The sequence below is a fragment of the Geodermatophilus sp. SYSU D00696 genome (assembly GCF_054050235.1).
Genome location: NZ_JBJGYY010000037.1, coordinates 14,572 through 27,922 on the forward strand (window position 1 = coordinate 14,572; position 13,351 = coordinate 27,922).

The window sequence follows — 13,351 nt, forward strand, 5'->3', positions numbered from 1 at the left end:
ATGGACCTGCTCTCCCTGCCCCGTGCCGCCACCGCGTCCGCGCTCGCCCTGGGGACAGCGCTGCGCGGCGCCCGGGTCTTCCACCCCCGCGGGGAGGCGTTCATGGCGACCGTCGAGACCGAGGGCGGCGGTGCCTGGGGCGCCCGGCTCCTCGACGAGGCGGGCCGCCACGACGTCGTCGTCCGCCGCTCGCGCGGGGCCGGGCTGCCCGAGCCGCTGCCCGACGTCGTCGGCCTCGCCGTCCGCTTCGACGGGCTGGGCCGGGCCGGCGGCCCGCTCGACGTGCTGGTCAACACCGCCGGCGGCCCGCCCGGACTGCGCCACCTGTTCCTGCCCGCGCCGCTGGGCCGGACGTTCTCCTCCGTGCTGCCCTACCGCACCGGCAGCGGCCGGCTGGTCCTGCTCGGGGCGCGCGACGACGGGACCGGCACCGGGTGGGAGCTCCTCGCCGCGACGCTCACCGGCGGCTGGGCACGGTGGGGGCACCTCACCCCGGGACCGGCGGTGTCCGGCGACCGGGCCGAGCACCTGCGCTTCGCGCCGACCCTGGGCGCCGACGACCTGCAGCCGGTCGCGCTCTTCCGCTCCGTGCGCGACCGGTCCTACCGGGAGAGCCAGGCGCTGCGCCCCTGAGATCGCCGCGCGAAGGCCGGCCCGAGGCTCAGCCGAGCGTGCCGCGCTCGGTGACCTGGCCGACGGCGTCCCGACGATGCTGCTCGACTCACCGCGGAGGACGAGGGTCCGTTCGGCGGAGCGCCCAGCCGCCCTCCGGGTGGAGGACGCCGCCGGTCTCCTCCTCGATCCCCTCCATCTGGTCGATCGGCATCCGCCGCCAGACCGAGTTCCTGGTCGGAGTGCTCATGGGTTTCCTCGTCTCCCGGGGCCCCGGCGGGGCACGGTGCGGGTTCCCGACGGGACTCCTCGCCCGTCGGCGCTCCCGCAGGGCGAGGGCCTCGCGTCCGCCGTCCGGTCCGGGTGCCCGGCGGTGCGCCGGGGACTACGCTCGCCGCCACCCTGGTGAGGACGGGAGCCCGCGATGGACGCCGGCGTCGACACCCTGCAGAAGGCACTGCAGATCAACCTCGACCCCCGCTGGTACGGCACGATCGCGGAGATCGGTGCCGGCCAGGAGGTCGCCCGGTGGTTCTTCCGGGCCGGCGGCGCGGCCGGCACCGTGGCCAAGACGATGTCGGCGTACGACATGGCGGTCAGTGACGCCGTCTACGGCAAGAGCGAGCGCTACGTCTCCAAGGGACGCCTGCAGGCGATGCTGGACCACGAGTTCCAGCTCAACCTCGACCGCCTGGGGGACCAGCGCGGCGACGACACCGCCTTCTTCGCCTTCGCCGACACGGTCGTGGCGCGCAGCTACCGGGGCGGGAACGAGTGCCACGGCTGGATGGGCGTGAAGTTCCAGTCCCACCCCCGCGACGAGCCCAGCCAGGTCGTCGTCCACGTGCGGATGCTCGACGACGAGGCGCCCCAGCAGCAGGAGGCGCTGGGCGTGGTGGGCGTGAACCTGCTGCACGCGGCGTTCTTCCACCACCACGAGCCCGAGCGCCTGGTCGAGAGCCTCCTCGACCAGCTCACCACCGGCCGGATCGAGATCGACATGATCGAGCTGTCCGGGATCGAGTTCCGGACGGTCGACAACCGGGTCATGGCGCTCAAGCTCGTGCAGGTCGGGCTCAGCGGGGCGGCGATGTTCGGCCCCGACCGGCGGGTGCTGCAGCCCAGCGAGGTGCTGCGCAAGAAGGCGATCCTGGTCGAGCGGGGCAGCTTCCGCCCGCCCACGGTGGTCAACATCGACATGCTGGAGGCGGCCCGGGCCGAGTTCGAGGCCGACCCCGCGGTCGCCGGACGCGACGTCCTGCTGCTCACCGAGCTGACGATGGCCAACCTGCGCGCCGGCGGTGATGTCGTCGACCGCCGTGACTTCCTCGCCCGCGCCGACCTGCTGGCCGCCTGCGGGATGACGGTGCTCATCTCCGACTACGTGGCCTACCACCGGCTCGCCGCCTACCTCGCCTGGCGCACCGACGGCCGGATCGGCATGGTCATGGGCCTGCCGAGCCTGCTGGACCTCTTCGACGAGGCCAGCCACGCCGACCTGCCGGGCGGCATCCTGGAGAGCTTCGGCCGCCTGTTCAAGAACGAGCTCCGGCTGTTCGTCTACCCGATGCTCCGCGACGGCGAGGTCACCACGGTCGAGACCGTCTCGATCGGCGGGCAGCTGCAGCCGCTCTACGACTACCTGGCGCAGCGGGGCAGCTTCGTGCACCTGGACCGGTACAAGCCCGAGTACCTGCCGATCCTCAGCCGGGACGTGCTCAAGCGGATCCCCACCGACGACGAGGGCTGGGAGTCGATGGTCCCGCCGGAGGTCTGCGAGGTCATCAAGCAGCGCGGCTTCTTCGGCTACCGGCGCGACCGCTGACCACGCGGCGGGGACCGGTCAGCGGGCAACGGCGGTCCGCTGCCACTCCCGCGGGCTGGTGCCGTAGGCGCGGCGGAACCGCCGGGCGAAGTGGCTGGGGTCGGCGAAGCCGCAGGACCGTGCGGTGGCGGCGATCGACCGCTGCCGCCCGGCGGGCGAGGCCAGCCGGGTCCGCGCGGCCTCCAGCCGCTGGGCGATCACCTCCTGCTCGAGGCTGACTCCGGCCGCGGCGAGGGCCTTGTACAGGTGGCGGACCGAGACCCCGTGCGCGCGGGCGACGGCGTCCGGCGTGAGGTCGGGGTCGGTCGAGTAGCGGGCGACGTGCGCCCGGACCCGGGTCACCAGGGGGTCCTCCGGCGCCGGGGGGTCGGGCCGGTCGTCGCCGGCGGCGGACAGGACGAGCGCGCGCACCAGCTCGACGGTCGCGCCGCCGAGGGCCGCCGCGCCGGGGTCGGCCGACAGCCCGGCCGCGTCGTCGGCGAGCCACTGCAGGTGCGCGCGCACCAGCCCGTGCAGTGCGCTGGTGCGCAGCCGGGGGGCCGCGCGGCGGACGACGTCGACGGGCAGGCCGAGCCGGTCGAGGGGGACCAGCAGCGCGCCGGACCGCCCGCCGGTGACCCGGGCGGACCCGGCGGGCGTGGCCGGGTCGACCAGCTCCAGGTCACCGCCCTCGACCGGCGTCCCGTGCCCGGGCCGGCCGGACCCGTCCGGGGCGCGGTGCGGGAAGACCAGGGCGACCAGGGAGGTGCCGTCTCGCGCCTCGTGCGGCCGGCCGCGGACCGGGCCCGGGCGGGTCGCGCCGGTGGTCAGCAGCACCGTCGTCCCGAAGGGGAACGCCTGCAGCCTCCCCGGCACCGCCGCGGGCTCCCCGCGGTGCCCGGCGCGGGGCAGCGGGATGGTCTCGGAGAGCAGCATCGCCGTCCCTGGGCGTCGCGCAGCTGACGTCCCCCGTGGACGCCGCCGAGCCTGGCAGAGGCCCGCGGTGATCGGAACCCGCCCGGGGATGCGGGCAGGGACCGGAGTCGTGCACGCAGGGACCCGTCACCGGCCGGGCCCGCTGCCAGGCTCCCCGCTGACCGGCCACCATCCCGAGGGAGCGACCGTGACCACGCCGACCGCACCGGACACCATCGTCCTGATCCACGGCTTCTGGGTGACCCCGCGCAGCTGGGAGAACTGGAAGACCCACTACGAGCAGCGCGGGTTCCGCGTCCTCACCCCCGGCTACCCCGGCTTCGAGGTCGAGGTGGAGGCGCTCAACGCCGACCCGACGCCGATCGCCGAGCTCACCCTGCCGGCGATCGTCGAGCACCTGGCCGCCGTCGTCCGCGGGGTGGAGCGGCCGCCGGTCCTGATCGGCCACTCCGCCGGCGGCACGCTCACCCAGCTGCTGCTCGACCGCGGTCTGGGTGCCGTGGGGGTGGCGCTGAACTCGGCGCCGACCGAGGGGGTGAAGCTGCTGCCGCTGTCGCAGCTGCGCTCCACCTGGACGGTGTTCAAGAACCCGGCCAACCGGCACCGCGCCGTCGGGCTCACCGAGGAGCAGTGGCACTACGCGTTCACGAACACCTTCTCCGAGGAGGAGTCGCGGGCGCTCTACCGGCGCTACCACGTCCCGGCGTCCGGCCGGATCCTGTGGAACTCCGTGCTCGCCAACCTCATGCCCGGCCCGCAGGACGCGCACGTCGACTACGCCAACCCGGCCCGGCCGCCGCTGCTGTTCGGCTCCGGCGGGGAGGACCACATCATGCCGCCGGCCATCCAGCGCTCGAACGCCCGGCACTACCGCGGTGACACGGTGACCGAGGTGCGCGACTACCCGGGCTACGCCCACCTGCTGCCGGCCCAGGAGGGGTGGGAGCGGATCGCCGACGAGGTCCTCGACTGGGCGCTGGCGCACGCCACGGGTCCGCGGCCGGAGGTGGCCGGCGCCCAGTGACGGGACCGGCGCGGTGGTCCTGCTGGCCGCGCGGGCCGATCCCGTCGATCATGGCGGGATGACGGTGATCGCACTGCCGAAGCCGGGTCGGTGGGTCTGGGACGCGCGGGACCGCAGCCGCGCCCTGCGCGTCTCCACCCACCCGGAGCAGGGCCTGCTCAACCTGAGCGTCTGGCGCGACGACCTCTGCGTCGGCACCGTCAAGCTGCGGCCGGAGGAGGTCTCCGGCCTGGTGGCCGCGCTGTCGGACGGGCTGGCCCGGCTGGCGGCCCGGCCGGCGGAGCCCCCGCGGGAGGGCGACGTCGTCGCCGACGTCGTCGCCCTCGAGACCCGGCTGGCCGCCGTCGAGTCGCGGCTGCCCGCCCGCCCGCGCGCCACGCGGCTCGTGCGCTCCCTGGTCGGCCATGCCCAGGACCGCCTCTCGGGTCTGCTCCGCGGCTGACGCGGCCGCCCACGGACGCTCGTACATTGGCGAGGATGAGCGTCGCCCCCGCCCTGACCGTCACCCTGCACGACCGGTTCGCCCGCGAGCTGCCGGAGATGGCGGTCGCCTGGCAGGCGGCGGAGGTGCCCGATCCGCGGCTGCTGGTGCTCGACGAGGACCTCGCCGCCGAGCTCGGTCTCGACCCCGCCGCGCTGCGCGGTCCCGAGGGGATCGGCCTGCTCACCGGCACCGCCGTCCCCGAGGGTGCGCACCCGGTGGCGCAGGCCTACGCCGGCCACCAGTTCGGCTACTACAACCCGCGCCTGGGGGACGGGCGGGCGCTGCTCCTCGGCGAGCTCGTCGACACCGCGGGCCGGCTGCACGACCTGCACCTCAAGGGCTCGGGGCGCACGCCGTTCTCCCGCGGCGGCGACGGGCTGGCCGCCGTCGGGCCGATGCTGCGCGAGTACGTCGTCAGCCGGGCGATGCACGCTCTCGGCATCCCGACCACCCGCTCGCTCGCCGTCGTCGCGATCGGACGGCCCGTCCGCCGGGAGACGCTGCTGCCCGGCGCCGTCCTGGCCCGGGTGGCCGCCAGCCACCTGCGGGTGGGCAGCTTCCAGTACGCCCGGGCCACCGGCGACGACGGCCTGCTCCGCCGCCTGGCCGACGTGGCGATCAGCCGGCACCACCCCGCCTGCGCCGACGCCGGCAACCGGTACCTCGCGCTGTTCGAGGCCGTCGTCGCGGCGCAGGCCTCCCTGGTGGCGCGGTGGATGCTCGTGGGGTTCGTGCACGGCGTCATGAACACCGACAACATGACGATCTCCGGCGAGACGATCGACTTCGGGCCGTGCGCGTTCATGGAGGGCTACGACCCGAACGCCTGGTACAGCTCCGTCGACCAGGGCGGGCGCTACCGCTTCGGCAACCAGCCGCTCGCGGCCGAGTGGGACCTCGCCCGGCTGGCCGAGGCGATGCTGCCGCTGTTCGCCGACGACCAGGAGCAGGCCGTCGCGCTCGCCGTCGAGGCGCTGCACCGGTTCCGCCCCGCCTACGACGCCGCCCTCGCGGCCGGCTGGCGGGCCAAGCTCGGCCTGCCCGAGGGGCTCGACGACGCCGTCGCCACCGCGCTGGTCGACGACCTGCTCGACCTGCTGCAGACGCACCGCGTCGACCTGACCGGCTTCGCGCGGCGGCTGTCCGCGGCCGCCCGCGGCGACGCCGAGCCGGCGCGCGGCCTGGTGCTCGACCTCGCCGCGGTCGACGCGTGGCTCGAGCGGTGGCGGGCGGTGGGGCCCGACGCCGACGCGATGGACCGGGTCAACCCCGTCTACGTCCCGCGCAACCACCTCGTCGAGGAGGCGCTGGACGCCGCGACCGCCGGTGACATCGGCCCGGTCGAGCGGCTGGTCGAGGTGGTCGGCCGTCCGTTCGAGGAGCGCCCCGGTCTGGAGCGCTACGCCGAGCCCGGCCCCGGCGGCCCGTACGTCACCTTCTGCGGCACCTGACCGCTCGCGGCGTCGAGGGCGGCGCGCACCCAGGCGAGCGCGGCGTCGTGGTCGGCGAAGGTCCGCTGGGGGTACCCCGGCCCGTGGCCCTCGTCCTGCCCGTCGCGGGTGAGCGAGCGGTAGCGGCGCTCGTCGAACACGTCGGCCCACGCGGCGATCGCCGGGACGTGCGCGGGCAGCTCCTCCGCGGCCCAGCGCTCCAGCGCCGCGCGGCCCTCCGCGGTGGGGGCGCCGAGCCGCCGCCGGTCGAGCACCACGCCGACGCGTCCGCCGGCGGAGCGCAGCGCGCCCGCGACCAGGTCGACGTCGGCCGCCGTCAGCCGCCCGACGAGGGCCAGGTGCAGCACCGCGCCGTCCCAGGTGGCCGACGAGGTGTCCGGCTCAGGCACCGGTGAACTCCGCGAAGCGGGCCGGCGCCTGGTCGGTCGTGGCCGGCTCGCCCTCGCCGAGCAGCGCGGCGCGCAGGTCGTCGAGCACCCAGCCCACGGAGAAGGCCGACGCCGACAGCCACGTCTCGCCGCTGACCTCGTGCACCGCGCCGGCCTGCACCGCCCGCAGCCCCGGCCACAGCGGCGACCCGGTGAGGCCGTCGGTGAGGTACGGGCCGCCGGAGAGGAGGAAGAGCGCGTCGCCGTCGTGGTCGGGCAGGGTCTCGGCGGTGAAGGTGACGAACGGGCTGGCCGGGTCGCCCGGCTGCTCCTGCGCGGGCGGGCGGGCCAGGCCCACCCCGGTCAGCACCGAGCCGACGGCGGTGGCGGCGGGCGGGGAGAAGAAGCCGCCGTTGTCGCCGACGACGGAGGTCACCGAGCCCGCCAGCCCGGCCGCGTCGAGGTCGGCGGCGAGGTCGGCCGTGGCCTCCTGCAGTCCCTCCCGGATCTGCGCGGCCTCGTCCTCGCGGCCCAGCGCCTCGGCGACGGTGGACAGCTGCTCGTCCCAGCCGGCGGTGTAGTCGACCACCGTGGTGGGGGCGATGGCGTCGAGCTGCGACTCGACCGAGGCCGTCGTCGGGATGGAGACGCCGATGACCACGTCCGGGGAGGCGGCGGCCACCGCCTCGAGGTCGAGCTCGGACCCGTAGGGCCGGGTGTCGAGGCCGACGTCGTCGAACACCGCCGACGTCGACTCGTACTCGAAGACCTCCAGCACGAGGTCGGGTTCCACGCCGAGGGTGAGTGCGTGCATCGCGGCGAAGTCGTCGAGGGCGAGCACGACCTGGTCGTCGGTCGCCGATCCGCTCGCGGCTCCGGAGGAGGCGGAGGCGTCGGGCTCGGAGCTGCACGCGGCGAGGACCAGGAGGCCGGCGGCGCAGCCGGCGGTGCGGGTACGGAGGGGCACCGGCTAGTCATAGGTGAGGGAAGGCTTGCCTCACAAGTGCCGTCGCCGGTCGGCCGGGGACGTTCTCGATCCGCTACCCGGCCGTCCTCCGGCCACCGGCGGGTCCACGGCGGCTGTTCGCGGCGTCCTCCGGGACCTACGCTCGGGCGGCCGGACACCGGCGGAAGGGGCGCTGACCATGCATCGGATCCCGGACTCGCTGCCGGTGCTCAGCCGGGGCAGGCACCGCAGCCCCGAGCGCGGCGCCTGCTTCCTCGAGTACACCTCGCTGCTGGCCGGCGAGCCGTTCAGCGACGCGCCGCGGTGCGTCGACGGCGAGCTGGCCGCGGTCCTGCGCCACGCCAACGACGTGCTCTCCGCCGCCGACCGGCCGCGCCTGCTGCCCCTGCTGGGCCGCGCCATCGGCCTCGTCTCCGCCGACGCCGGGCGGCTGCGGCGCGACGTCGCCCGGCGGGTCGTGGCCGACGTCGGCGCCCCGCTGTCGCCCGAGGAGCGGCGGTGGGCGGACGCCGGGGCCGTGGACCGGCTGTTCTGGTCGCTCATGCACGAGCCGGCGCCGGTGAGCACGTCGGCGGCGTGGGTCACCCGGTTGCTGGAGCGGCTCGACCTGCTGCACGGCTGCTACGAGGCGGCGCTGGCGGCTCCGGTGGGGGCCGGACCCCGCGGGTGAGCGCGCCGCGCGCCGTCGTCCGCGTGCGCGGTGAGGCCACCGCCGACCACCCGCCCGAGGTCGCGGTCCTCGCGGTGTCGGCGAGCGCGGTGTCCCCGGACAGCCGCCAGACGGCGCTCGACGAGGCGTCGCGGGTGGCCGCGCGGCTGCGCGAGGCGCTCGCGGCCGCCGACGGGGTGCGCCGGGTGGTGCTGTCCCGGGTGGCGGTGCACGAGCGGTTCGCCTGGGACCCCGGCGCCGGTCGGCACCAGCCGGCCGGGTGGGAGGCGACCGTGGCCGGCTCGGTGCACGCCGACGCCGCCGCCGCGGAGGCGCTGGCCGAGGTCGTCGCGGCCGCCGGTGCCGGCATCGGCGGCGTCGGGTGGGAGCTCGACGACCCGGCCGTGGCCCGCCGGGCGGTCCGCCGCGCCGCCGTCGACGCCGCCCGGGAGGCCGCCACCGACCTCGCCGACGCCGTCGGCCGGGGACTCGGCCCGCTGCTCGAGCTGGCCGACGCCGGGCTGTCGTCGGCCGCGGTCCCCGAGGCGATGGCCGTCGTGGCGCGGGGCTCCGCGGAGGCCGGGCCGGGCCTGCAGCTCGACCCGCGGGACGTGACGGTGTCGGCCGTCGTCGAGGCCACCTACGCGCTGGACGACTGAGCCGGGCGTGCCATGATCGGTGCGGTCGGCGCCGGCCCCCGTCCGGGGACACCCGCCGGCCCCGACCCGCGACGCGCGCCGCGGGACCCCACGCCGGCCCGGCAGCCCACTGCCGGCACCCCGCGGGGCCCGCGAGGCGCTCGCGCGAGGACGCCATGACCGCTCCCACCACCCGCCCGCCCTCGCCCTGGCCGGGCTCCCGGCACGAGACCGTGCACCGCTGGCAGCTCGACGACGTCGCCTCGCTGGCCGACGTGGCTCCGCGGCTGGCCGCGCTGGCCGCCGAGCTGCGGGCCGCCCACGCCGCCGGCTGGACCCTGGCGCAGCCGCTGCGCGACGGCCACCTGCTCGCCACCCGGCCGTCCCGCCGCGAACGGGCCCGGGGCGCCGCTGCCGTCCCACCCGGGACCGGGGAGGCCCCGCCGCTGACGGGCCGGCGGGTCCGTCTCGTCGACGAGCCGCCGGTGCCCGGGGACGAGGTGCTCGACCTCGCGGCGGTCCCGCGCACGCCGGTGCTGTCCTGGACCGGTGGGGGACCGCACCAGCTCGCCGGTCCCGCCGTCGGGGCGGAGGTGCTCGCGGAGCTGGGACACCAGGTGTCCGCGGACCAGGCCGGACTGCGGCGATGGGCCCTGGTGCCCGCCCGGGTCGGCCCCGGGCTCGACCTCGTGGCCGAGCGTGGCGCCCTGCGGGTGCACGCGGTGGTCGACGGCGCACTGGTCCGCACGGTCGAGGCGCTGACCTTCCGGCACGCGGCCGACCGGGCGGCCACGCTGGCCGACGCCGCCGCGGCCTACGAGCGGCTGGCCCGGGTCGCCGAGGCCATGGCCGCCGCCGGTGGGCGGTTGACCGAGTGCGACGACGGTCTGCTCGTCGTCCGGTACGGCCGCTGAGCCGGCCCGCGGCGCGGACTCGCAGGCGGTTCTCGCGTCGGCCGGCGGTCCCTCTGCCGGCTCCTTCCGCAATCTGCGGTCGCGATCGAGCCGGCAGAGTGCGGAATGAGCCGGCACAGCGCTGTCACAGGCGGGTGGGGTCCACCTCGACGGCGACAGTGACGAGGTCGCCGTCGTCCTTGCCGCGGCGCACGCGCGCCGGGACGGGCAGCAGCCAGCCGGCCTCCCGGTCGCGCCACACGCTGGTCGACCAGGTCCGCCCGTCGACCGTGGCGGTCACCGGGACCCGGCCGAACGCGCCGGCGTGGTCGGGGGCGTGCTCGGGCGGCACTGGGGCGAAGACCCAGCCGGCCGCACCGGGCCAGCGCACAAGCGTCGCGTCGAAGGGCACGGGCGCAGCCTGCCGCAGGGGGACGACACGGCGGTGCACAGCAGTGACGCCGTGATCGCCCGCCACACCGTCGCCTCGCGCGGCCGACGGCGAGCCGACGCCCGTCGCGGACACCGCGAGCGCGCCGGCGGCCACGGCGAGAGGCCAGCGGGAGGTCCCCGGCACGCGGCGCGCCACGTATCTGGTCGCGGGGAGGGGATCGGTCGATCCTGCCCGGCCTTAAGGGAAGCCGCACGGTGGACTTCCCCCGTGGGGGTGCCTCCGCGGCGGGGAGGGGCGGGCCGCCGGCGCGGCTGTGTCACCGTGCTGGCCGTGCCCGCTCCCCGCCGTCGGACCGCCCGGTGACCGCCCCCGTGGAGGTCGCCGCGCTGGCCGTCGCGGGCCTCGCCGGCGCGGCGACCGGTCACCTGGTCGACCGTGCGGCCGCCCGCTTCCCGTGGCCGCGGCCGGCGACCGTCGGCGCGGTCCTCGGCGGGCGCGGGGGAGCGGCCCCCCGGGGCCTGCTGGAGGTGGCGACGGCGGCGCTGTTCGTGCTCGCCGCGCTGCGCTTCGGGCCGACGGCGGAGCTGGCGGCCTGGCTCTGGCTGGCTGCCGCCGGGGTTCTGCTCGGCGTCATCGACCTGCGCGAGCGGCTGCTGCCCAACCGGGTGGTCCTGCCGACGCTGGTCACCGGCGCGGTCCTGCTCACCGGTGCCGCTGCGCTCGAGGGGGAGTGGCCGGCGCTGCTGCGGGCGCTGCTGGCCTCCGCCGCGGTGTTCGGCGTCCTGCTGGCGATGGCGCTCGTCTCGCCGGCCGGCATGGGGATGGGGGACGTCAAGCTGGGTGCCGTCCTCGGGCTGTACCTCGGGTGGCTGGGTTGGCCGCACGTGGTCGTCGGCCTCTTCGCCGGGTTCCTCATCCAGGCGGTGCTGGCCCTCGGGCTGCTGGCGGCCCGTCGCATCGGCCTGCGCGCCGAGTTGCCCTTCGGCCCCGCCCTGCTCGTCGGGGCCGCGCTCGTGGCCGGGGCTCCAGCGCTGCTGTCCTGAGCACCCCCCCGCACCGCTGCACTGAAGGGGCCGCGACCGGTCACGGCGCGTGACACCGGCCCGTCCGGCTGCCCCGTCAGGAGGACCGGCGTCGCCCGATCCGGTGGAAGGTGCTCAAGCCGGCGTTTCTGCGGACCGACACCCCTGGTGTCCGCCGCGACGCCGGGTCGACCGACCCCGGCCGGACGGCACCGTCCCTCCAGGGAGTCCCCGTGCAGAACCCGTTCGCCGCCCTCGCCACCCTGCTCTCCTTCGCCCAGGACCGCGTCCGCCGCGAGGAGAAGGGCGCCACCGCCGTCGAGTACGGCCTGATGGTCGGCCTGATCGCGATCGCCATCATCGCCGCCGTCATGCTCCTCGAGGACCAGCTCTCGGCGCTGTTCACCGAGATCGGCGGCGAGCTGGAGAACGCCGGCGAGTGATCCCGGCTCCACCCACGGCGCAGTGGCCCCGTCCCCCCGGGGCCACTGCGCCGCGCCGTACTCGGTCCCCGAGCACGGCGACGACGACCAGCGGAGGAGGTGGGGGACCGGTGCGCAGTCGAGTGCGCGACGAGCGCGGCGCGAGTGTCGTGGAGTTCGCGCTGATCCTGCCGGTGCTGCTCGTCCTGGTGCTCGGCATCGCCGAGTTCGGGCACGCGTTCCAGGTGCAGGGCACCCTGACCGCCGCCGCCCGTGAGGGCGCGCGGGCCATGGCCCTGCAGAACGACCCGGCCGCGGCCCGCAACGCCGTCCGCGCCGCCGCCCCGACCCTCGACCCTGCCATCACCAACGGCCAGATCACCGTCACGCCGGCCGCGTGCCCTCCCACGGGGACGGCGAACGTGCGCGTGACCGTCGACTACCCGATGCCGTTCCTCACCGACTTCTTCGGCGCGAGCATCGACCTGACCGGGACGGGGGTCATGCGGTGCAACGGCTGACGAAGGACCCCTCCGCCCCCCGCCACTCGCAGGCTCGCAGCGGGGCCCTGCGGAGGGGCCGTTCCAGCACCTCACCTGCCCCCCGCGACTCGCAGGCTCGCAGCGGGGCCCTGCGGAGGGGCCGTTCCAGCACCTCACCTGCCCCCCGCGACTCGCAGGCTCGCAGCGGGGCCCTGCGGAGGGGCCGTTCCAGCACCTCACCTGCCCCCCGGCGCTCCCTCCTCCGCCGGCGCATGGCCGGCGAGCACGGCGCCTCGGCGGTGCTCCTGGTGCTGCTCCTCGTGCCGATGCTCGGCTTCACCGCCATCGCCGTCGACGTCGGCGCCCTCTACGCGGAGCGGGCCCGGCTCCAGGTCGCCGCCGACGCCGCCGCGCTCGCCGTCGCGGCCGACTGCGCCAAGGGCGCCTGCGGCGACATGCAGGCCACCGCCCAGGCCATGGTCGACGCCAACCTCGGCGACGCCACCGCCGATCCGCCGGTCCTGGCGTCGAACCCGAACCGGGTCACCGTCGCCGGGCGGGCGCCGCAGGAGCACTGGTTCGCTCCCGTGATCGGCCACGACGCGACCGAGGTCTCGGCCACCGCCACCGTGGCGTGGGGCGGTCCCAGCCGCGGCACCGCCGTCCTGCCGCTGACCTTCAGCTGGTGCGAGTTCAGCCAGCAGACCGGCGGCGGGCTGCCCTCGGGCACCACGGCGCGCACCATCTACCTGACCAAGTCCTCGGACACGCCCGAGGACTGCACCGGGCCGTCGGACAACTTCGTGCCCGGCGGCTTCGGCTACCTGGTCAGCGACCCGGGCCGGTGCCGCGCCTCCAGCGCCGTCGACGAGCGCTCGTACTCCTCGACGGGCAACACGCCGCCGTCGGGGTGCTCGCCCCAGGACTTCTCCGCCTGGCTGGGGCGGACCGTGCTGCTGCCGATCTTCGACGAGTACGGCGGCACCGGCAGCAACGCCTGGTACCGGGTCTACGGCTACGCCGCCTTCCGGCTGACCGGGTTCCACCTGGGCGGCCAGTTCAGCACCGACCCGAAGCCGTGCGGCGGCAGCGACCGCTGCGTCACCGGCTACTTCACCCGCTTCGTCGAGCTCGGCGAGGCCTTCCACTACGACTCCGAGGCCCCGCAGATGGGTGCCTGGGTCCTCCGACTCGTCCGATAGGGG

The 13,351-nt window shown here is 76.5% G+C and carries 17 protein-coding genes; 12 read left to right on the forward strand and 5 right to left on the reverse strand.

The annotated features are described in order from the left end of the window. Entirely contained in the window at positions 1-633 is a 633-nt protein-coding gene (locus ACI79O_RS19505) for a hypothetical protein (protein WP_456891942.1), read from the forward strand. Between the two features lie 88 nt (positions 634-721). Here ACI79O_RS19505 and ACI79O_RS19510 read toward each other — a convergent pair whose 3' ends face one another. Beyond that, complete coding sequence (locus ACI79O_RS19510; RefSeq protein WP_456891944.1) at positions 722-862, reverse strand: hypothetical protein; 141 nt, start codon at positions 860-862, stop codon at positions 722-724. Positions 863-1,036: 174 nt separating this feature from the next. Between ACI79O_RS19510 and ACI79O_RS19515 the strand changes: the two genes are divergently transcribed. Further along, positions 1,037-2,437 (forward strand): TonB-dependent receptor, encoded by a 1,401-nt coding sequence (locus tag ACI79O_RS19515; protein ID WP_456891945.1) that lies wholly within the window; start codon positions 1,037-1,039, stop codon positions 2,435-2,437. An 18-nt stretch (positions 2,438-2,455) separates the two neighbouring features. Here ACI79O_RS19515 and ACI79O_RS19520 read toward each other — a convergent pair whose 3' ends face one another. Next, positions 2,456-3,352 carry a helix-turn-helix transcriptional regulator gene (locus ACI79O_RS19520; protein WP_456891946.1) on the reverse strand — a complete coding sequence of 299 codons (897 nt, stop codon included), beginning with the start codon at positions 3,350-3,352 and terminating at the stop codon, positions 2,456-2,458. A 187-nt stretch (positions 3,353-3,539) separates the two neighbouring features. Between ACI79O_RS19520 and ACI79O_RS19525 the strand changes: the two genes are divergently transcribed. The 3 genes from ACI79O_RS19525 to ACI79O_RS19535 are packed head-to-tail and all read left to right on the forward strand — an operon-like array spanning position 3,540 to position 6,311. Then, complete coding sequence (locus ACI79O_RS19525) at positions 3,540-4,376, forward strand: alpha/beta hydrolase (protein ID WP_456891948.1); 837 nt, start codon at positions 3,540-3,542, stop codon at positions 4,374-4,376. 58 nt (positions 4,377-4,434) lie between these two features. Further along, entirely contained in the window at positions 4,435-4,818 is a 384-nt protein-coding gene (locus tag ACI79O_RS19530; RefSeq protein WP_456891950.1) for a hypothetical protein, read from the forward strand. 35 nt (positions 4,819-4,853) lie between these two features. Beyond that, the gene (locus tag ACI79O_RS19535) at positions 4,854-6,311 is read left to right on the forward strand and encodes a protein adenylyltransferase SelO (RefSeq protein WP_456914957.1); all 1,458 of its coding nucleotides are present in this window, start codon (positions 4,854-4,856) and stop codon (positions 6,309-6,311) included. Here the strand turns inward: ACI79O_RS19535 and ACI79O_RS19540 are convergent. Together ACI79O_RS19540 and ACI79O_RS19545 are read right to left on the reverse strand one after the other, a co-directional pair. Beyond that, complete coding sequence (locus tag ACI79O_RS19540; protein ID WP_456914958.1) at positions 6,260-6,700, reverse strand: hypothetical protein; 441 nt, start codon at positions 6,698-6,700, stop codon at positions 6,260-6,262. The two genes, ACI79O_RS19535 and ACI79O_RS19540, sit on opposite strands and share 52 nt — an antisense overlap. Then, entirely contained in the window at positions 6,693-7,646 is a 954-nt protein-coding gene (locus tag ACI79O_RS19545; RefSeq protein ID WP_456891955.1) for an ABC transporter substrate-binding protein, read from the reverse strand. The genes ACI79O_RS19540 and ACI79O_RS19545 overlap by 8 nt, the downstream gene beginning before the upstream one ends. Before the next feature lie 178 nt (positions 7,647-7,824). On the opposite strand from ACI79O_RS19545, the gene ACI79O_RS19550 reads away from it, so the two are divergent. The 3 genes from ACI79O_RS19550 to ACI79O_RS19560 all read left to right on the forward strand — a co-directional run bounded on the left by ACI79O_RS19550 (position 7,825) and on the right by ACI79O_RS19560 (position 9,847). Beyond that, positions 7,825-8,316, forward strand: a complete 492-nt coding sequence (locus ACI79O_RS19550; protein ID WP_456891957.1) for a hypothetical protein — start codon at positions 7,825-7,827, stop codon at positions 8,314-8,316. Then, on the forward strand, positions 8,313-8,954 hold the full coding sequence (locus ACI79O_RS19555) for an SIMPL domain-containing protein (RefSeq protein ID WP_456914959.1): 642 nt from the start codon (positions 8,313-8,315) through the stop codon (positions 8,952-8,954). Before ACI79O_RS19550 ends, ACI79O_RS19555 begins: the two co-directional genes overlap by 4 nt. 155 nt (positions 8,955-9,109) lie before the next feature. Beyond that, positions 9,110-9,847 (forward strand): hypothetical protein, encoded by a 738-nt coding sequence (locus tag ACI79O_RS19560; RefSeq protein ID WP_456914960.1) that lies wholly within the window; start codon positions 9,110-9,112, stop codon positions 9,845-9,847. 124 nt (positions 9,848-9,971) lie between these two features. On the opposite strand, the gene ACI79O_RS19565 is transcribed toward ACI79O_RS19560, so the two are convergent. Next, a complete protein-coding gene (locus ACI79O_RS19565; RefSeq protein WP_456914961.1) occupies positions 9,972-10,238 on the reverse strand; it encodes a DUF1905 domain-containing protein in 267 nt (88 codons plus the stop codon). 341 nt (positions 10,239-10,579) lie between these two features. Here ACI79O_RS19565 and ACI79O_RS19570 point away from each other — a divergent pair, with 341 nt between their 5' ends. The 4 genes from ACI79O_RS19570 (at position 10,580) to ACI79O_RS19585 (ending at position 13,348) form a co-directional block, all read left to right on the forward strand. After that, entirely contained in the window at positions 10,580-11,263 is a 684-nt protein-coding gene (locus tag ACI79O_RS19570; RefSeq protein ID WP_456891965.1) for a prepilin peptidase, read from the forward strand. A 212-nt stretch (positions 11,264-11,475) separates the two neighbouring features. Next, a complete protein-coding gene (locus ACI79O_RS19575; protein WP_456891967.1) occupies positions 11,476-11,685 on the forward strand; it encodes a Flp family type IVb pilin in 210 nt (69 codons plus the stop codon). A gap of 110 nt (positions 11,686-11,795) precedes the next feature. Then, positions 11,796-12,185, forward strand: coding sequence for a TadE/TadG family type IV pilus assembly protein (locus tag ACI79O_RS19580; protein WP_456875428.1), 390 nt, complete (start codon positions 11,796-11,798; stop codon positions 12,183-12,185). A gap of 233 nt (positions 12,186-12,418) precedes the next feature. Beyond that, positions 12,419-13,348 carry a pilus assembly protein TadG-related protein gene (locus ACI79O_RS19585; protein WP_456893174.1) on the forward strand — a complete coding sequence of 310 codons (930 nt, stop codon included), beginning with the start codon at positions 12,419-12,421 and terminating at the stop codon, positions 13,346-13,348. Positions 13,349-13,351 lie beyond the last annotated feature (3 nt).